19 protein-coding genes are annotated in these 17941 nt (G+C 37.9%); 8 read left to right on the plus strand and 11 right to left on the minus strand.

The features are described from left to right. Positions 1-53: 53 nt before the first annotated feature. A complete protein-coding gene (locus VB797_RS07310) occupies positions 54-629 on the minus strand; it encodes a Uma2 family endonuclease (protein ID WP_323237009.1) in 576 nt (191 codons plus the stop codon). A gap of 200 nt (positions 630-829) precedes the next feature. Here VB797_RS07310 and VB797_RS07315 point away from each other — a divergent pair, with 200 nt between their 5' ends. Continuing rightward, positions 830-1456, plus strand: coding sequence for a type I restriction endonuclease (locus tag VB797_RS07315; RefSeq protein WP_323237010.1), 627 nt, complete (start codon positions 830-832; stop codon positions 1454-1456). Positions 1457-1523: 67 nt separating this feature from the next. Here VB797_RS07315 and VB797_RS07320 read toward each other — a convergent pair whose 3' ends face one another. From VB797_RS07320 to VB797_RS07330, 3 genes are all read right to left on the minus strand, one after another. Continuing rightward, on the minus strand, positions 1524-2708 hold the full coding sequence (locus VB797_RS07320; protein ID WP_323237011.1) for an NAD(P)H-quinone oxidoreductase subunit H: 1185 nt from the start codon (positions 2706-2708) through the stop codon (positions 1524-1526). 207 nt (positions 2709-2915) lie between these two features. Next, positions 2916-3863: a hypothetical protein gene (locus tag VB797_RS07325; RefSeq protein WP_323237012.1), complete on the minus strand. Its 948-nt coding sequence runs from the start codon at positions 3861-3863 to the stop codon at positions 2916-2918. Between the two features lie 585 nt (positions 3864-4448). Further along, on the minus strand, positions 4449-5339 hold the full coding sequence (locus tag VB797_RS07330; RefSeq protein WP_323237013.1) for an AraC family transcriptional regulator: 891 nt from the start codon (positions 5337-5339) through the stop codon (positions 4449-4451). Positions 5340-5596: 257 nt separating this feature from the next. Here VB797_RS07330 and VB797_RS07335 point away from each other — a divergent pair, with 257 nt between their 5' ends. Then, positions 5597-6625 (plus strand): 1-acyl-sn-glycerol-3-phosphate acyltransferase, encoded by a 1029-nt coding sequence (locus VB797_RS07335; protein ID WP_323237014.1) that lies wholly within the window; start codon positions 5597-5599, stop codon positions 6623-6625. 125 nt (positions 6626-6750) lie between these two features. Here VB797_RS07335 and rppA read toward each other — a convergent pair whose 3' ends face one another. Continuing rightward, positions 6751-7440 (minus strand): two-component system response regulator RppA, encoded by a 690-nt coding sequence (gene rppA / locus VB797_RS07340; protein WP_323237015.1) that lies wholly within the window; start codon positions 7438-7440, stop codon positions 6751-6753. A gap of 198 nt (positions 7441-7638) precedes the next feature. On the opposite strand from rppA, the gene hisG reads away from it, so the two are divergent. Both hisG and VB797_RS07350 read left to right on the plus strand, forming a co-directional pair. Next, positions 7639-8298, plus strand: coding sequence for an ATP phosphoribosyltransferase (gene hisG / locus VB797_RS07345; RefSeq protein ID WP_323237016.1), 660 nt, complete (start codon positions 7639-7641; stop codon positions 8296-8298). A 157-nt stretch (positions 8299-8455) separates the two neighbouring features. Continuing rightward, a complete protein-coding gene (locus VB797_RS07350; protein ID WP_323237017.1) occupies positions 8456-8671 on the plus strand; it encodes a hypothetical protein in 216 nt (71 codons plus the stop codon). A gap of 199 nt (positions 8672-8870) precedes the next feature. Here the strand turns inward: VB797_RS07350 and VB797_RS07355 are convergent, their stop codons facing one another. Next, the gene (locus VB797_RS07355; protein WP_323237018.1) at positions 8871-9266 is read right to left on the minus strand and encodes a type II toxin-antitoxin system VapC family toxin; all 396 of its coding nucleotides are present in this window, start codon (positions 9264-9266) and stop codon (positions 8871-8873) included. Position 9267: 1 nt separating this feature from the next. Then, positions 9268-9543, minus strand: a complete 276-nt coding sequence (locus VB797_RS07360; RefSeq protein WP_323237019.1) for a prevent-host-death protein — start codon at positions 9541-9543, stop codon at positions 9268-9270. Between the two features lie 82 nt (positions 9544-9625). Between VB797_RS07360 and VB797_RS07365 the strand changes: the two genes are divergently transcribed. Then, positions 9626-9748 carry a hypothetical protein gene (locus tag VB797_RS07365; RefSeq protein ID WP_323237020.1) on the plus strand — a complete coding sequence of 41 codons (123 nt, stop codon included), beginning with the start codon at positions 9626-9628 and terminating at the stop codon, positions 9746-9748. Between the two features lie 26 nt (positions 9749-9774). Here the strand turns inward: VB797_RS07365 and VB797_RS07370 are convergent, their stop codons facing one another. Next, positions 9775-9921 (minus strand): hypothetical protein, encoded by a 147-nt coding sequence (locus tag VB797_RS07370; protein WP_323237021.1) that lies wholly within the window; start codon positions 9919-9921, stop codon positions 9775-9777. Positions 9922-10008: 87 nt separating this feature from the next. Further along, the gene (locus VB797_RS07375; protein ID WP_323237022.1) at positions 10009-10575 is read right to left on the minus strand and encodes a transposase; all 567 of its coding nucleotides are present in this window, start codon (positions 10573-10575) and stop codon (positions 10009-10011) included. Positions 10576-10637: 62 nt separating this feature from the next. Here VB797_RS07375 and VB797_RS07380 point away from each other — a divergent pair, with 62 nt between their 5' ends. After that, positions 10638-10955 (plus strand): hypothetical protein, encoded by a 318-nt coding sequence (locus VB797_RS07380; RefSeq protein ID WP_323237023.1) that lies wholly within the window; start codon positions 10638-10640, stop codon positions 10953-10955. A 138-nt stretch (positions 10956-11093) separates the two neighbouring features. On the opposite strand, the gene VB797_RS07385 is transcribed toward VB797_RS07380, so the two are convergent. Next, positions 11094-13259: an FG-GAP-like repeat-containing protein gene (locus tag VB797_RS07385; RefSeq protein ID WP_323237024.1), complete on the minus strand. Its 2166-nt coding sequence runs from the start codon at positions 13257-13259 to the stop codon at positions 11094-11096. A 459-nt stretch (positions 13260-13718) separates the two neighbouring features. On the opposite strand from VB797_RS07385, the gene VB797_RS07390 reads away from it, so the two are divergent. After that, positions 13719-15860, plus strand: coding sequence for a single-stranded-DNA-specific exonuclease RecJ (locus VB797_RS07390; protein WP_323237025.1), 2142 nt, complete (start codon positions 13719-13721; stop codon positions 15858-15860). 192 nt (positions 15861-16052) lie between these two features. Beyond that, the gene (locus VB797_RS07395) at positions 16053-16763 is read left to right on the plus strand and encodes a class I SAM-dependent methyltransferase (RefSeq protein ID WP_323237026.1); all 711 of its coding nucleotides are present in this window, start codon (positions 16053-16055) and stop codon (positions 16761-16763) included. Between the two features lie 68 nt (positions 16764-16831). On the opposite strand, the gene cydB is transcribed toward VB797_RS07395, so the two are convergent. Next, a complete protein-coding gene (gene cydB, locus VB797_RS07400; protein WP_323237027.1) occupies positions 16832-17845 on the minus strand; it encodes a cytochrome d ubiquinol oxidase subunit II in 1014 nt (337 codons plus the stop codon). Positions 17846-17941 lie beyond the last annotated feature (96 nt).

Below are 17941 nucleotides of genomic sequence, written 5' to 3' on the forward strand. Positions count from 1 at the left end.
AGAAGCAATCAGCGAGCGAGACGCTCGCACTACTATATAACCGCTTCTTAAAATTAACTAACCAAACCAGCGCGTTGAAATACTTCCTTGGGGGTAATTTCCAAACCCGGTAGCAGTTCATCGCTAATTATTAAATTGTCTCGATAGGTGTTAGGAACACAACCAGGTGCAAATATAGTAATAGTTTTGGCTTTTGTATCTACAACCCAAACACGAGAAACACCAGCTTTGATGTAATCAGCAGCTTTTTCGGTCATTTCACCAAAAGTTTGACCCGGTGAGATAATTTCCACAACTAATTCAGGAGGAACCGGACAGGGTTCGTCTTTTAACCAATCAGCAGGAAGCCGGTTATAAGAAATATAGGTCAAATCTGGTACAGGCATCCAGTTCTTATTTTCAATCTTTAATTTTATTGCCCATTCAATTACAATCCGTCCTTTTTCTTGTGTCCATGTAGAGAATAATATAAATAATGCACCAGTGGTCGAGCCATGAAAAAATTTGGGAGACATTTGATCGTCTTTATATTTAGGAACAGCTGCACCATTGACATACTCGTAAGTAACATCACCTTCGGGGAGTGCAAGAAATTCTTCTAGTGTTAAGCACTTAGGAGACTGAACCATAGTTAGTAAAATAAAGGGTTTATTTTAGTTTAGGCGATCGCGACATTTTCAAACGTTTCGATTTAACCGTTACTAACTCCTGTCAGTATAGTAGGTTAGTTTTTAGAAATTAACTTGAGTTTAACTGCCGTAAATTCAATAATTAAAAGTTTTAAGTTAAAATTGACCAATTAGAAGTATCAATTGTTGAAATAAGATATATGGTACAAACAATTCAAATAAGCGATTTAACATTACACGAAGTTAAAACAAAATTTGGCTTACAGGAAAACCAAGATGATTCTTTTTTCAGAGAATGGCAAGATAATTCACCAGAATTAACTGAATTAGAAAAACAACAACTTGACCAAATTAAGAAAAATTTCTTGTATTTAAGTGAATATCCAACGACAGAGGAAGTTGTCAAATTAGTTGTTTTATCACCTTTATTATCGATAGCGGGATTTTACAGCCCACCATTTAGAATACCTGCGGAAGTTTCCGTACAAATCGCTTTGGAAGCAGAAGGGGAATTAGTACGGGGAAGAATTGATGTCTTGGTGCTACAAGATAAACTTTGGGTAGCGGTAGTAGAATCGAAAGAAGCAGGGTTTTCCTTGAAAAACGCTATATCTCAAGCATTAGCGTACATGATTGCAACTCCCACACCAGAACTTACAGCTTACGGATTTGTGACCAACGGAAGTGAATTCCGCTTTATCAAATTAGTGATGCAACCAACACCACAGTATGGATTTTCCGATTTATTCACCATCCAACGTCGAGAAAATGAATTATATATTGTTGTCGGTATTTTGAAAAGAATAGGTGAGTTGATTAAAAGTTAAGAGTGAGGAGTTAAGAGTTAGGAGTTAGGAGTTATGAGTTATAAATTTATAATCTTTAACCTTTAACCTACCGATCAACAGAACCCATCACGACATCAATACTTCCTAAAATCACAAAAATATCTGCGACTTTTACACCTTTAATTAATTGCGGTAAAACTTGTAAATTATTAAAATCAGCAGGACGAATTTTCCAGCGCCAAGGAAAGATGTTATCATTACCAACTAAGTAAATGCCTAATTCTCCTCTACCGGATTCGATACGGACATAATGTTCCCCTTGAGGAATCTTAAATGTCGGTGCAACCTTTTTGGCAATATATTGGTAATCAAAATCATTCCATTCAGACTTTTTACCTTCTACCATGCGTTTCGCTTCCAAGTTCTCATAAGCACCACCGGGTAAACCTTGAATCGCTTGTTTAAGAATGCTTACAGACTCGCGCATTTCCCCTATACGTACCGCGTAACGAGCTAAACAATCGCCGTTTTTGTCCCACTTTACTTCCCAGTCAAAATCGTCGTAACATTCATAATGGTCAACCTTGCGTAAATCCCACTTTACTCCAGAAGCCCGCAACATCGGACCGGAAATACCCCAATTAATCGCTTCTTCACGAGTGAGAACTCCTATTCCTTCAACCCGACGACGAAATATCGGATTGTTAGTAATTAATCGTTCGTATTCATCTATCTTAGGTAAGAAATAATCGCAAAATTCCTGACATTTACTCACCCAACCATAAGGTAAGTCAACAGCAACACCACCAATACGAAAATAGTTGTGGTTCACCATACGGTATCCCGTCGCAGCTTCATACAAATCGAGAATCATTTCTCTGTCTCGAAGCGTGTAGAAAAACGGAGTTTGCGCTCCCATATCCATGATGTAAGGGCCCAACCACAGCAAATGATTGACAATCCGCGCTAATTCCAGCATGATGACTCGAATATAGCTAGCGCGTTTGGGAATTTGGATATCGGCTAATTTCTCCACAGCATTCACCGTCACCGCTTCGTTGAACATCCCCCCGTAGTAATCCCAACGACTGACATAGGGAACGTACATGATATTCGTGCGATTTTCGGCGATTTTTTCCATTCCCCGATGCAGATATCCTAAAACGGGTTCGCAATCGATTACGTCTTCCCCGTCAAGAGTAACAATGATTCGGAAACAGCCATGCATCGAAGGATGTTGGGGACCGAAATTAATCGTCATCGGTTCGGTTTTGGTTTCAATTCTTGCCATGAGGAAGTACCATTAACTGCTTTTACTTCCTAATATGGCGATCGCATTTGTCTTTGTCTTGTAGATTCGACCGATTTTTTGTAGATTTTGGGGATAAGTTGATTAAAAAGGGTAAGAAATTCGTAGTGGAAGCGTCTCGCTCCCTGCTGGTAATAAGCTAGATGCTCGCACTACAAGTGTTTCAGACAATCAACAATTCCATCTAATTTATCCGACACTACTTAGTCCATCGAATTCATATATATTATGACCGGGTATACGATTCCCATCTCTTTTTTCCGGGATGCGGAAATACTTATCATCCGATGCTGACGGTTCGATTGTAGTTTCTTGCATAACTTGTGCAAAGGGTTTTCCAGTAGCTTGTTGTTCCATTAAGCTAGCAGTAATATCCCCGGTATTGCTGTAACTCGAAGTCGATGATGATGAATCAGAAGTTGTTTCCCCACCCATGAAAGTTAAAAGGTCTTGGAGGGTCGTATTTCCCAAAATATTAGAGATATAGCTTGAGAAAAACTGTTCGATATTTGGAAAGTTAAAGTTGGGAACATCAACATTACTGTTGAGTGTGTCTTCACTATTAGCTTTTATTGCTCCAATATCAGTGTCGATTGTTTGGAATTGATTTGAGTTGTTCTGCGATGTATCACCGAAACTAAAATTCTCAGATGTCAAACTATCTTTATCGACACCAATTAATGTTGCTAGAGGGTTTCCCTGTTCGTAAATAGTAGTTTTACCCTCTAATTCCTCGAATGTTAGGGAGTCAAAACTCACATCTGAGCCGCTAATCTTGATCGTATCCATACCAACATTGAAGTCTAATATAGTGCTTGGTGTGCTTAGATTATCCCAACTATTAATCCAGAAGCGATCGGCACCCTCTCCTCCGATCATTAAGTCACCACCATCGCTATCAATCAGAATATCGTTTCCTGCTGCACCTGCTAACCAATTTTTATCAGTACCACCGTCGAGCATATCGTCTCCTTCACCACCACCGATTAAATCAAATGATGATGTTTGTTTCACAAATAGCTGAGACGATTCGGGGAATAATGCTTGTTGGCTTCCTGAAATTGCTGTTGGAACGGAAGCACTGTTTAGTTGATAGGATGTTAATCCTAATGCGCTATCTGAATTAAAATTAAGCATGAAGTTACCTCATAATTGCCATAATTTGCAGTTCTTTTAGACGTAAAAATGCCTAAGTTATGTGACGTTTGCGCTTTCTTTGGCTATAAAACAGGGTTTTGGAGCTTGAAGAATAAATCCTGTTTTACGGTGAATCACATTACCTTTTGTTGCGGACAATTTACCTTGTCTGTTCTATCGGAAATTGTTGACTGGTACCCATGTTTTAGTGATAACATTGGGTTTTCTCACAATAAATATAGTATTTTTTGTTTTAAGGTCATCACCTTATGTTGTATCGCCATAGGGCTAGATAAAATAGAGTTTCGCTGCTTTAACGTTATCAACGACAAAAAGAACCTAGTTGCGTTATCTTTTCATCTGTTTGCTTGAAAGCGGAAACCTCATATTTATTTTGCACGCCCAAAATGATTCTAAATGATTTATCGATTTATTTACAGCCGCAAAAAAAATTTAATATATTATTAATAAATCACAGATAAAAACTGAGGATTTTGAAAGTGTTGATGATTACTTTGAAAAACAATAATTTGTAACTGAAATTACATTGACAAAATAGATGAATTAATAAAGAGATACTATCAATTATTTACCAAATTTCCCCGGAGTTACACCAATCAACTTTTTAAAATGTCGATTGAGATGACTTTGATTGGCAAAACCAACCATAAAAGCAACTTGAGCAATACTATATCCCGCGAGTAATAATTCTTGAGCGCGATCGACGCGAGTTTTAATTACATATTGATGGGGTGTCATTCCTACGGACTGCTTAAATAGATGACAAAAATAATGGGGACTCATATGCAGCAAATTTGCTAATTCATTTAAACCTAAATCTCGATCTAAATTATTTCTGATATATTCAACAATTTGATTTAACTGACGTTTGGATAAACCATTTACATATTCTTTAATATTCGGTTTTCGCGCAGAATAATGTTGTAATAAATGTACGGTGAGAGCATTTACCATTGTTTCTGCATACAAACGACTTGCCGATGGATAATTTTCTAAAACATTTTTAATCGCGAGTCCAAGTTGTAAAACCAACGGGTCTGGTGTGGCAAAATGTGGTATTAATTGAACTTGTTCTGGTTGTCTCGAATCGTCAATAGCACGAGCAAAAGCTTTAGTTTCAATACCTAAGATAATAAAATCTCCTTCTGCATCCCAAGCACACTTTTGACCAACATTTGCAGGAGAAATTACCATATCTCCACCAACTACTGAGTCACGTTGAAAACGTCCATCTAACTTTCTATCGGCGTGAATCACGTAGTCATTATGAGTAAAAATAGTAACACTGTGCGCGAGAGGAGTAGAGACTTCGGGAGTTTCAGATGCAGGTTGACACATATACCTGAAAGAAACCCCATCCCACCCGGTGTTTTGACTAGTGAGAATTGGCTGACAGGGAAAAAGTTGGTTTAGCTCATCTTCTTTGGTCAGAACTAAAGCCCGATCTTCTGACATAATGAACACAGAATTCTACACCTTTAGTGTATCAATAATTAAACATTCGGAATTATGTATAAATTCCCGTTTAAAGACGCGACATAATGCCTATGTCCTACGGACACGCTATGCGCGGAGCGCACACTTTGTGAACGTGAACGCTTTTCCACATTAGTTCAAATAAGATTACTTTATGTCCGCTATGTCCGCAGCATGAGGTCAATTACCTTAGAATGCGGCTAGGATTTAATTAACCCAGATAAAAAAAGATTTAAATGGCTGCGATTGATCGACATTCCCAAAACCTTTTGAACCAACTTCAAGAAAAATCAGTTGAAGAATTTAAGTTGGGCTGGTTTGATTGGTTTTGTTTATGGTATCCTCCTGGCTGGCTAATTTTATTTAACCGTCACTGGCAACATTATCATGATGACCCGGACGGGTGGAATTGGTTGGAATATATTTTATTTTTGATTCCTTTGGGATTTTATTTAGCTTTATTGATACGTTGGTTGCGTTTAGGTTGTCGTTTTCCACGCAGTCAAGTAACCGAATTTAACCCGAATTATCAAATTGCTTTTCGGGAAGAAGTTTTACAACCGATTATTAAATATTACTTTCGTGGTGAATTGCAACAAATTGAAAATTTACCGCAACATGGCTCAATGATTGTCGCAATGAATCATGCGGGAATGAGTTTTCCGTGGGATATTTTAACTTTAGGATATTTATTAAGTAAACAGCAAGGATGGGCCGTATATCCGTTAGCTGGAGTTGATTTATTTGAACATCCTTGGATAACTTGGTGGCTTCCATCGGGATGGTCACAGGTATTAGGTGGTGTGAAAGCAAAATATGATGATTTTGAAGCTGCAATTCAGCAACAAAAGATTTTATTATACGCACCAGAAGGTTTAAGAGGACCTAGTAAAGGTTGGTTCAAACGCTATCAGTTACAAAAGTTTGATATTAGCTTTATTAAGTTGAGTCAAAAATATCAAGTTCCGATTTTACCCGTTATTTGTATTGGTAACGAAAAGCTACATCCTTACACTTTAAATATTAGCTGGTTGCAAAAAATATTTGGTTTACCTTTCTTAGCAGCTTCACCTTTGATTCCTTGGTTTGCGCTTTTTCCCAGTATGGGAGTTTGGGCTGGAAAAAGTAAATTACGTTATTTTATTCAGCCTTTATTTGAGATTAATGATAGTAAAAATAGACGGGAATTTTATCAAAAAGCGCAGGAATTGAGAGAAGAAATGCAGCAGCAGATTAATCGGGTTTTATACTCACCGAAACTCTGAAATTTACCCGTTTACCCTGCGTTTCTTTGCGTTTACCTCAGCGTGCCTCTGCGTTTAAAAAAAACCTGCATCTGGCTGATAATTTGTTTTTGAGCCTTTATTAATGGAAGATGTTGCTGTAAAAATTACATCTCACCAACCCCAAACCGATAACCTTTACCGTAAACGCTGTGAATTAATTGCGTTTCATCATTAACCTCAATCTTTCTTCGCAACAGACGAACTAATGCAGCAATCACATTACTGCTGGGTTGTTCGTCTTCTTCCCACAAATGCTGCATAATTTGCGCGTGAGTCAGCAGTTGACCAGTCTTTTCCATCAAATATTGCAATAGTTGACTTTCCTTTTCTGACAATTCAATTATTCTTCCTTGACGATAAGCTATTTGATTTTGAGTATCTAATTCTAAATTTTCTACAATAATTCTTTTACTTTGATTAGCGGATTCTTCCACATTCACACGTCGCAATAAAGCCCGGACTCTTGCTAGTAATTCCCGTAATTCAAAAGGTTTGACTAAGTAATCATCGGCACCTGCATCTAAACCTTGTACTCGGTCGTCCAAAGTATCTTTTGCGGTGAGAAATAATACGGGTGTAGTTACACCTTGCTGTCGTAGCTGCTGACAAATTTCCAAACCAGTTTTTCCCGGTAGCATCCAGTCTAAAATAAGTAAATCGTAATCACCTTTTTGTACAAGTTCACTGCCTACTGTACCGTCAAAAGCTGCATCAACACTATAACCTTCGCGGGTTAATAAGCGAGTTAAGGGGTTGGTGAGTTCGGTTTCGTCGTCAACTATCAATATTCGCATCTTCTGGATTTTGGATTTGAGATTTTGAATTTTAATAACAGATTATTTGTTTTGGACTAACAAATATATCTAATACTAAATAAATGGTAAGTTAAAAATAAAGAGGAGGAAGATGAGAGACAAGGAGAGATTTCTATTATTAACTCTTAACTCTTAACTCTTCAATCCAAAATCCAAAATCTAAAATCCAAAATTGTTATGTTAACTGTCGCATTGCCAAAAGGTGAACTTCTCAAACACAGCGTCCGCTTACTAAAATCTGTGGGTTTGGATTTTAGTGCTTTTTTAACTGAAGAAAATCGTCAATTGCAAATGTTGGATGCTAGCGGGAAGGTTAGAGGACTTAAGGTCAGAGCGCAGGATGTACCCGTTTATGTAGAATACGGACAGGCTCAATTGGGTATTGTTGGTGAAGACGTGTTGCAAGAGAAAAAGCCGCAAGTTGCACGTTTAGTGGATCTGGGATTCGGTTATTGTCGGATGTCGGTAGCCGTAAAAGCGAACAGTTCTTATAAATCACCTTTGGATTTACCCGCAGATTGTAGAGTTGCATCGAAATACGTCAATTGCGCTCGCGATTATTTTCAAAGTTTAGATTTTTCTGTAGAAATTATCCCGCTATCTGGTTCTGTAGAATTGGGACCGATTACGGGAATGTCGGAAGCGATCGTTGATATTGTTTCCACGGGAAAAACTATTAAGGAAAACGGTTTGGTGGAAATCGCAACTTTATATGAAAGTACCGCGATGTTGATTGCTCATCCTTTAAGCTATCGTTTGAATGCGGATGGAATTAACGATTTGATTGGGAAGTTACGAGATACGGTGTTGAGTGAAAAAGTCGGGAGTGGTAATTAGAGGTTAGAGGATGTACTCGATATTTCCTTTGTTTTCCAACCGATATTGGCCGAATTTCACGACCAATTGTTGCGGATTATGGTGCGATGGTACAGCGATTAGGAAATTTTTGTAGTGAGGAGATTGCATCTTCCAATTGGTCGTACCAGTTAGTTGTTTGCGATTTCCGCACTCAGGTTATCTCACATCCAACAATCGTCTTGTAGTAGAAAATATACAGAAAGGCGATCGCACTTCATCCACAAATACAGAAATGCGATCAATTAGCGACTCCTCCGGAGCATCGCACTCCATCAAATATGACATTGGGAATGCGATCGCACTTTCAATCAAAACCACAGAAATGCGATCGCGTTTGGGGAAAGAATGCTAATTACTCAGATTCTTCGCCTAAATAAGATTGGCTACTATGACGAACATGAAGAATTGAAACAACATCTTCTTTGACAACAGCAATTCTTTAATCGTCATTACGGTTCGTAGGTAAGATTTATGCTTCTAGTATAGCGATCGCGCTCTGCATAATTACAAAAGGCGAACCACTTACATCGCATAAGCTTACCGTAAACTCTTTAAGTAAAAGGGTTAAGTATAGAAATATCACATCCCTCAAAGTCCTTTGTATTTCTTGTTATCAGTGTTAGCTGGTGGATTTTGGCTGTTGCAGCAATTAAAATATCAGCCTGAGTGCGAGGTTTACCTTGAGTTTTCAAGTATCCTCTCAACTCACCCGCATATTTAACAGTTTCTAAACTGATGGGAATTACCTGAGAGTAAATAGGCAGAAAATTCTCAAACCATGTTTGAATTCTGGAGTTAGGTTTTGCTGACAAACCATAGCAAATTTCTTCCAGTGTAATAGCGCTGAGAAAAATTGATGAGATGCTTGCACTCCAGGTAAGGACTCCTGGGTTTGGAATTGGACGAGCTAGCTCGCTGATAATATTAGTATCACAGAGAATACTCATGCTATTCTTCGGCAAGTGGGTTGTGTCGTTCCCCTTGTCGTGCAGGAATATCTAAAATATAATCCTCTTCTGCACACAGTTGACGTAGTTCGGTAAAAGCATCTGCCAGAGAAGGGGTTTTTTGCTGCTGATACCAAACTAGAAATTCTTGAAAAAGTTTAGGTTCTACGATCGCAGCAACTAATTCATCTTGTTTGAAGATTAATTGGGGTTCTGAGGTAACCGCATCAATCACAAGAGAGAGTTTTTGTTGGGCTTCGTCAAGCTTCCAGTTCATCTGCTTTCCTTCAAGAATACTGAATTATAGCCTAACGCAATCAGAAACGCGCTCGCACTGTAGCTGTAGCATAATTACAATCATGCGAACTGACAAGTCAGCGCTTCGCGATCGCACTTTCAATCAAAACCACAGAAATGTGAACAACTTACGTCGTGCAGTTCGTTTGGGGTATTATAAATTTCCTGCAACAGCAATTCTTTGATTGTCATTACGGTTCGTAGGTAAGATTTATGCTTCTAGTATAGCGATCGCACCTGCGACTCTTGCGGAATATCGCGCTTTATCTACAAACACACAATAGCATTCACACTTCAACACAGTGGTAATATCTGGAGAAAAAATGCGATCGCGTCCCAACCTGTAGGGGTTTAGCATTGCTAAACCCCTACTGCTAAACCCCTACTGCTAAACCCCTACTGCTAAACCCCTACTGCTAAACCCCTACAACGTTTTTATCTACTACTAAAAAGGTATATCTAATAAAAATCCTTCCTGTAAAGAAATCTGACCAGGATTTTCAGAATCATTTTCCCAATTTAAAGGATTATTAAGAATATATTTTCTAATTGATTCTAAAGATTCTTCATTCCTATTGATATTTTCATAAAAATTTCTTTGCCATACTGGAGATATACTTTTTTGATTGCAAATTTGGTTAATCTGTCTGGTGACTGCACTTTTATAAGACCTAATCACACAAGGAATTGAGCCAGCTACCATTTTTCCATATTGTCTTGGCTTATCCTCTTTTGAAATTGTTTGATTAATCCATAATATGCCATGAATGTGATTAGGCATAATTACAAATATATCTAGTTTTATATGTGGAAAATGTTGAGGAATTTCTTGCCAGCAATTATAAGCAATCATTCCCAGTGAATTTAGTTTTATTTCCCCTTGCTTGATATCACCAAAGATACATTGTTTATTTTTGGTACAAATAGTGATGAAATATGCACCCTCTTGGGTATAGTCGTAACTTTTTAATCGAATAGAGCGACGATGATGAATTTTTGGATTATAGGACATTTTAAAGCGAGGAATTATTTGGATGTTATTTTAGATATTTTCATAAATTTTATATATTTTTTATGTTGCTGATATTATTGATATGGTTAATATTTCAACTATTATTGAAAGATATTGTAAATCTTGCGAACGTTGCGAACATTACAAACATTGTGAATGTTGCGAACGTTGAGAACGTTGTGAATGTTGAAAACGTCGTGAATGTTGTGAACATTGTGAATGTTGCAAATGTTGTGAATGTTGTGAATGTTGTGAATTTTGCGAACGTTGCGAACGTTGTGAATGTTGCGAATGTTGCGAATGTTGCGAACGTTGCGAACGTTGCGAATGTTGTGAATTTTGCGAACGTTGCGAACGTTGCGAACGTTGTAGGGGTTTAGCAATGCTAAACCCCTACGTTAATTTGCGAGAAAAAAGCGATCGCGTTTGGGAAAAGAGTGCGATCGATTAACTTCTAATGCATTTGCTAAATTACTTGAGGTAGAACCAAGTTTCTCAAAATCATAAAGTTTAGTGTCCTAGCGTTTTGCTAGACGAATATATCTACTGACACTACCTACAGCATAGTTCTCAATCCAGTGTAATGTTCCAGCAGTATGACGATTGCCATCTTTGTCACCATCTTTGTCCGTCGTGTAGTTTGATTCGGACAAAAATACTCGTCCATTTTCAACTTTCTCAACAATCGCAACGTGACCAAATTCTCCGCCTAAAAACTGAGCTACATCACCGACTTGAGGAGTTTCATTGCGTCCTAAAATTCTTGCACCATTTTTGAGAGTTCCCCCCCATTGCTTCGCGTTCTGTTGTCCAGGTGGTAACAGTATATCCTCTGGTGTAAAACCTAATTCTTTTAAACGACCATATGCATACCAAGTACAATTACCCTCTCTTCCATAAGAGTTATTACCTAATACGGTAGAACCTAATCCACTTTTAGCAAAGGGATTTCCTTGCTGCATATAAAACTGAGGACGATCTCTAAAGTATTGTGCTTCCTGAGTTGTGAGCAAAGGCGGTGCTACGGGATTAATGCCTCCAAAAGAAGTAAATACTTGACTACCACCAAAAGCAACAATATCAGCTTTACGATCGCCATTTACATCAGCCAACATCCGGGGAAAATCATTATTGTTAGTCCAACCCCCATTATTTTTCGTAAATCCTCCTCCTGCTGGAGATGAAGCGGTTGCAGCTTGGAATGTGCCATTACCATTACCCAGAGAAACAAATACCTGACTTTCACCAAAACCAACAATATCGCCTTTTCCATCACCATTTACATCAGCTAACATCCGGGGGAAATCATTATTGTTAGTCCAACCCCCGTTATTTTTAGTAAACCCTGGAGATGAAGCAGTTGCAGCTTGGAATGTACCATTTCCATTACTCAGAGAAATATAAACTTGAGTTTCATGAAAACCTACAATATCAGCTTTCCCATCACCATTTATATCAGCTAGCATCCGAGGGAAATCATTATTATTAGCCCAACTCCAAGACTTTGTAAACCCTGGAGATGAAGCAGTCGCAGCCTGGAATGTACCATTTCCATTACTCAGAGAAACGTAAACTTGAGTTTCATGAAAACCAACAATATCGGCTTTCCCATCGCCATTTACATCAGCCAACATCCGAGGGAAATCATTATTATTAGCCCAACTCCAAGACTTTGTAAATCCTGGAGATGAAGCAGTCGCAGCTTGAAATGTACCATTTCCATTACTTAGAGAAACGTAAACTTGAGCTTCACCAAAACCAACAATATCGGCTTTCCCATCGCCATTTACATCAGCCAACATCCGAGGGAAATCATTATTATTAGCCCAACCCCCTTGATTTTTAGTAAACCCTCCTCCAGCAGGAGATGAGCTAATTGCGTTTTGGAAGCTACCATTACCATTGCCCAAAGAAACAAAAACTGAATCACCGCCAAAACCAACAATATCGGCTTTCCCATCACCATTTACATCAGCTGACATCCGAGGAAAATCATTATTGTTAGTCCAGCCTCCACGTTCCTTAGTAAATCCTCCTGCGGGAGATGAACTTATGGCAGCTTGAAAAGTATTTTGCTCAACCAAAAGTTCCTTACCATTAATTACCAAAGAGGTAAAATCATTTTCATTTCTTAAATTTACTAGTTCATTAGCTGAAATTGAAATCCCCTGAACTACTCGTTGAAAAATATCACCTTCATCCCCAGCAGCATCAACAAGATTAATCCGAAAATCAACCGAATGTCCAATCTCTTCTAATAAAACACTTTTGATTCCACCAATATTCCTGGCATTTTGCTCTACAAAACTTTGAGATAAATAGATAGTGTCAGTCTTACTTGCATAAGCACCATTTGCACCAATTACATCTAAATCCCCAGATATTTTAATTTGGGGTAAATCACCAAAATTTCCTTTCAACCAGCTTTGCTGTAGCTTAGATACAGTCTTCGCATCCCAACTTGTACCGAAGGCTGTATTCATCGAAGTGTCAAAATCTGAACTTGCAGCAAATTTTTGTAATGACACTTGTGTTTCCTGCACTGCGTCATTAATAATGCTGCCATAGCTACTACTACGACCATTAATATTAATATTTGCCTCTAACGAATCTTTTTGCTTTTCGGAAAAGATGGTCAAGCTTTTGGTCGTGTCTAATTTATTATCTACACCATTAAACGTCATATATACCCCAATAATTAAAGAAAGTTTTTAAATGGGAACTGCTATTACCTCTATCTAATATTGGTATTTAATAATGCTTTATAGCTACAGTATGGATGCTGATTTTATTTGTGAGGAGAAAATAAAATTTTAGTTTTTTTGATAAAGATAAAAATTTATACGTAAATAACCGCCTGCATACTGATGTGAGTCCAAGCGATCGCATCCACTGCAACCCAAAATTAAAAATATTCGATCTGCTTGGTGCGTGACATGAAAAGCAGTATTTTTCGTTTACAATCAATCGAAGTGTCACAGCACCCTACATACAACAAAATATGCCTTTTTGCTAAGTCCCATAATCGTTCTCCGCTTTCTCAAATAAAGTAGAGATAAAACTATTTAACCTTGAATCTTTTGCTGTTTAAGGTATGCTACAAATGGCAATTTGGTTCGCTTAATTCCTAACTATTTTTGATTATGCCAGACGAACTTAAACCAAAATCCCCCCGTGGTCAACGTTTACCTAAGCAACGCTGGCAAATTTATCCTCAAAATCCAGAATTAGCGCAAAAATTAGGAATGGTGACTAATATGTCACCTTTAATTAACCAGTTGTTAATCAATCGCGGTTTTGATTCACCCGAAACCGCACAAATATTTTTACATCCGCAGTCGTTAAATTTACCAGAACCATTAGATGAATTCCCAGATTTAGCAATTAGTGTAGAGTTGCTGCAAAATGCTATTAGTTCTCAAGAAAAAATTGCTATTTGCGGGGATTACGATGCTGATGGGATGACTAGCACCGCTTTACTGTTGCGGAGTCTGCGGGCTTTTGGTGCTGATGTCGATTATGCTATTCCCAGTCGAATGCATGAAGGTTACGGTATCAATAAGCGGATTATTGAAGAGTTTCACGATGAAGGTGTAGGCTTAATTTTAACAGTAGATAATGGGATTTCCGCATTTGAACCTATTGCTAGAGCCAAGGAACTAGGATTAAAAACAATTATTACAGACCATCACGATCTTCCTCAGCAATTACCCCCAGCAGATGCGATTTTAAATCCAAAATTGCTACCCACTACTTCTGTATATCGCGGTGTTGCTGGTGTCGGTGTAGCCTATATTTTGGCGATGTCCTTAGCGCAACAGCTAGGTAGAAGTGAAGAGATATCGGACACCATGTTAGAACTGTTTGCTTTAGGAACAATTGCAGATTTAGCTCCTTTAGTAGGAGTTAACCGTACCTGGGTAAAACGCGGTTTACGATTGTTACCCAAATCGAAAATAGCGGGTATACAAGCGTTGATTCAAATGGCTGGGGTGCAAGCGTTAGGGAGTAAGGGAGATGGGGAGATGGGGAGCAAGGGAGTGGAGGAAGTCGCACAAGTATTTAATAATTCTAATAATCAAAAATCAAAAATCAAAAATCAAAAATCCCTTAAGCCTGATGATATTGGTTTTCGGTTGGGACCGCGAATTAATGCGATCGGTAGAATCGGCGACCCGCAAATTGTGATAGAGTTACTCACTACTGATGATATGGGAATAGCGCTCGAACGCGCAATGCAGTGCGAAGATACTAACGCACGTCGTCGGGAAATGTGCGAGCAAATTGAAAAACAAGCTATAGAACTTGTAGAAACCGAATATGTCGCTTCTTTAAAAGATGACCGAGTATTAGTTGTTGTTCAACCAAACTGGCATCATGGAGTTATTGGGATTGTTGCTTCCCGGTTAGTCGAACGTTATGGTGTTCCTGTGTTTATTGGCACTAACGAAGATGATAAGCATATTCGGGGTTCGGCAAGGGGAATTCCCGAATTTAACGTGTTTGAAGCCTTGCAATATTGTGACGAGAGCTTGGGTAAATACGGAGGTCATAAAGCGGCTGGCGGCTTTTCTTTACCAGTAGAAAATCTGGAAACAGTGCGTCAGTGTTTGAGTGAATTTGCCAATCAATGCCTTGAATTGCAACACCTTAAACCTTTACTTAAAATTGACGCTTTAGCTAATATCGATGAAATTGACCGAGAACTTTATCAACAAATCAGCGCTTTAGAACCCTGCGGAATCGATAATCCAAATCCAGTTTTTTGGACTCCCAGCGTTAAAGTAATTGAACAGCAAATCGTGGGGAAAGGTCACATTAAATTAACTGTTGCTCAAATTATCGACGGACAACAGTATAAAATTAAAGGTATAGCTTGGCGATGGCGTGATTATTTTCCTTTACCACCGTTAGTTGATATTGCTTATAAGCTGAAAGAGAATAATTTTAATGGTAATACTAATATTGAGTTGGAACTATTAGGTGTTAGATTTCCTAACGATTCTAAAATAAATTTTACTTATAAAAATAAACCAGTCAGAACCACATTTACATACGGCGATCGCCAGTATATTTGTGGTATTTATCAAAACGGTGATTTAGCAGAATTAAGGATTAAAAGTCCTGAAGAAAAAGTGTTAGTAGTTCAGTCGGGATACGATATTGGTTTATTAGGAGTAAATCGGGAAGAAGCTGAGAATGTTGATATTTATCAGCCTCCTTATTACGATATTATTCAAGCTGCTTTGAAAGCTTTAGAATCAGTTATAAATCATGAATTTTAGATTTTAAATTTTAACAACGGATACTTTTGTTTTAGATTTTGGATTGAAGATTTTTTTTGTAAAAATGAAAAAAAGGATATCAACTCTCAAATTTATTCATGAAACCAATCTAGAATATAATGAAATCTTAAATTAATAAGTTATTGACTTGATTGTGGGCTAGTTAATCTAAAATCTAAAATCCAAAATTGAATGACTAAACAAACTATTGATTTTGACCTGAATGCAGCGATCGCTGGTACTGAATACGATGAGATGATAATGTCAGTCATACCTGGTTATGAAGCGATGCATCAAATGGCTTTGGCTTGTTTGAGAGCAAAGTTATCGGATGAAGCTAATTTATTAGTCGTTGGTGCTGGTACGGGAATGGAGCTAATCAAATTTGGGAAGGGTAATTCTCAGTGGCAAATTTTAGGTGTTGATCCTTCTCAAAAGATGCTTACGATTGCTCAAGAGAAAATACAGCAGAATGGTTTGTCGGAGCAAGTAAAATTATTTCCAGGATATACCGACGATTTACCCGACAGTTCAATTTATGATGCAGCAACAAGTATTTTGGTCATGCATTTTATCCCCGATGATGGAGGAAAATTGGCTTTTTTACAAAGTATTACTCGCAGGATGAAATCATCTAGTACTTTGATATTAATTGATGTATTTGGTGAAAAAGGAACCGATGATTTTCAAGAAATGACTTCTTTAGTAAAGAAGTTTTGGGAAGAAACGGAAATACCAGAAGCGAAAAAGGTAGAACTTTTAGAAACAATGGATAAAGGTGTTTATCCAATTGCGGAAACCAGAGTTTTGGAATTATTACAGCAAGCTGGTTTTGGTAAAGTGATGCGGTTTTATACAGGTTTGTGGGTTGGTGGTTGGATGGCTGTGAAGGATGATTTGTAATTCTATTAGCGAGCAAGATGCTCGCACTACGTTAACGTACAAATATATAATCCAAAATTAAATAACTATTATCCGTGATAACTACCCCCAGTAACTTTACCCCGAAAAACGATATAGGAATAAATATTGTAGAACAACATAATCGGGATTAAAGCACCGATGAATATAATCATAATTACTAGCGAACTAGGGTCAGCAGCGGCTTGATAAATAGTAATTCGAGTAGGGATAATGAAAGGAAAAACTATTAAAGCTAATCCGATAAATGTCAGTAGAAAAAGCAGTATTGTGATAATAAATGGCGCTCTATCTGCTTTTTGATTTAGGCTTTTAAGTAGTTGCCATATTAGAAAAATTCCGATTAAAGGTATTAAGGCAAAGATATAAACTAAAGGTTTAGAAAATAAGCGAATTCGAGCAGTTTCGTAAATGAAAGGGGTAACACCTGTAATTAAAATTGCTCCGATTAATGTTGTGAAAGCCGCAAGTCTGGCAGTTTTACGGTGAGTTTCTTGCAATTCTCCATCGGTTTTCCAAACTAGGTAAGTGGAACCAATTAAGACATAACCTTGAATTAAAGTTAAAGCTACTAATACCGATGGGATATTTAACCAGTCCCAAGTTGTACCAATAAAATGTCCTTTTTGATCAACTTTAATTCCCGCAAGTACTGCTCCTAAAGCAAATCCCTGTCCTAATGCTGCCATAAAACTTCCGATCGCAAAAGACAGATTCCATACGAATTTGTTTTGGGCTTCTTCGCGGAATTCAAAAGCAACTGCACGAAAGATAAACCCAAAAATCATAATAAAAATTGGGATATAAAGAGCGCTCAGAATTGTCGCGTAAGCTAAGGGAAATGCACCGAACAAACTACCACCCATCAAAACCAGCCAAGTTTCGTTAGCATCCCAAATATTACTCAAGCTAGTCATTAAAATACCGCGACGTTCCTCACTTGAGGAAGTTAAGGATAAAATTCCAACTCCCAAATCAAAGCCATCGAGCATTACGTAAAGAAACAGAAATAATGCTAAAATTCCAAACCATATCTGCGGTAGTAAATAATCTAAAGTTTCCATAAGAATTAATGGGGGGATAGGGAGATGGGGAGATAGGGAGATGGGGAGATAGGGAGATAGGGGGATAGGGAGATGGGGGGATAGGGAGATAGGGAG

This window comes from Rivularia sp. UHCC 0363, assembly GCF_034931125.1.
GTDB lineage: Bacteria > Cyanobacteriota > Cyanobacteriia > Cyanobacteriales > Nostocaceae > Rivularia.

What these genes read in the sequence shown, in the direction of transcription:
- rppA (WP_323237015.1), bottom strand. Translation starts at nt 7,440, where the DNA reads ATGCGAATATTGATAGTTGACGACGAAACCGAACTCACCAACCCCTTA.
- VB797_RS07370 (WP_323237021.1), bottom strand. Translation starts at nt 9,921, where the DNA reads ATGCTAAACCCCTACAGGTTGGGACGCGATCGCATTTTTTCTCCAGAT.
- VB797_RS07380 (WP_323237023.1), top strand. Translation starts at nt 10,638, where the DNA reads ATGTTGCTGATATTATTGATATGGTTAATATTTCAACTATTATTGAAA.
- VB797_RS07315 (WP_323237010.1), top strand. Translation starts at nt 830, where the DNA reads ATGGTACAAACAATTCAAATAAGCGATTTAACATTACACGAAGTTAAA.
- VB797_RS07330 (WP_323237013.1), bottom strand. Translation starts at nt 5,339, where the DNA reads ATGTCAGAAGATCGGGCTTTAGTTCTGACCAAAGAAGATGAGCTAAAC.
- VB797_RS07335 (WP_323237014.1), top strand. Translation starts at nt 5,597, where the DNA reads ATGGCTGCGATTGATCGACATTCCCAAAACCTTTTGAACCAACTTCAA.
- hisG (WP_323237016.1), top strand. Translation starts at nt 7,639, where the DNA reads ATGTTAACTGTCGCATTGCCAAAAGGTGAACTTCTCAAACACAGCGTC.
- cydB (WP_323237027.1), bottom strand. Translation starts at nt 17,845, where the DNA reads ATGGAAACTTTAGATTATTTACTACCGCAGATATGGTTTGGAATTTTA.
- VB797_RS07390 (WP_323237025.1), top strand. Translation starts at nt 13,719, where the DNA reads ATGCCAGACGAACTTAAACCAAAATCCCCCCGTGGTCAACGTTTACCT.
- VB797_RS07360 (WP_323237019.1), bottom strand. Translation starts at nt 9,543, where the DNA reads ATGAACTGGAAGCTTGACGAAGCCCAACAAAAACTCTCTCTTGTGATT.
- VB797_RS07310 (WP_323237009.1), bottom strand. Translation starts at nt 629, where the DNA reads ATGGTTCAGTCTCCTAAGTGCTTAACACTAGAAGAATTTCTTGCACTC.
- VB797_RS07395 (WP_323237026.1), top strand. Translation starts at nt 16,053, where the DNA reads ATGACTAAACAAACTATTGATTTTGACCTGAATGCAGCGATCGCTGGT.
- VB797_RS07365 (WP_323237020.1), top strand. Translation starts at nt 9,626, where the DNA reads ATGCGAACTGACAAGTCAGCGCTTCGCGATCGCACTTTCAATCAAAAC.
- VB797_RS07385 (WP_323237024.1), bottom strand. Translation starts at nt 13,259, where the DNA reads ATGACGTTTAATGGTGTAGATAATAAATTAGACACGACCAAAAGCTTG.
- VB797_RS07325 (WP_323237012.1), bottom strand. Translation starts at nt 3,863, where the DNA reads ATGCTTAATTTTAATTCAGATAGCGCATTAGGATTAACATCCTATCAA.
- VB797_RS07320 (WP_323237011.1), bottom strand. Translation starts at nt 2,708, where the DNA reads ATGGCAAGAATTGAAACCAAAACCGAACCGATGACGATTAATTTCGGT.
- VB797_RS07375 (WP_323237022.1), bottom strand. Translation starts at nt 10,575, where the DNA reads ATGTCCTATAATCCAAAAATTCATCATCGTCGCTCTATTCGATTAAAA.
- VB797_RS07355 (WP_323237018.1), bottom strand. Translation starts at nt 9,266, where the DNA reads ATGAGTATTCTCTGTGATACTAATATTATCAGCGAGCTAGCTCGTCCA.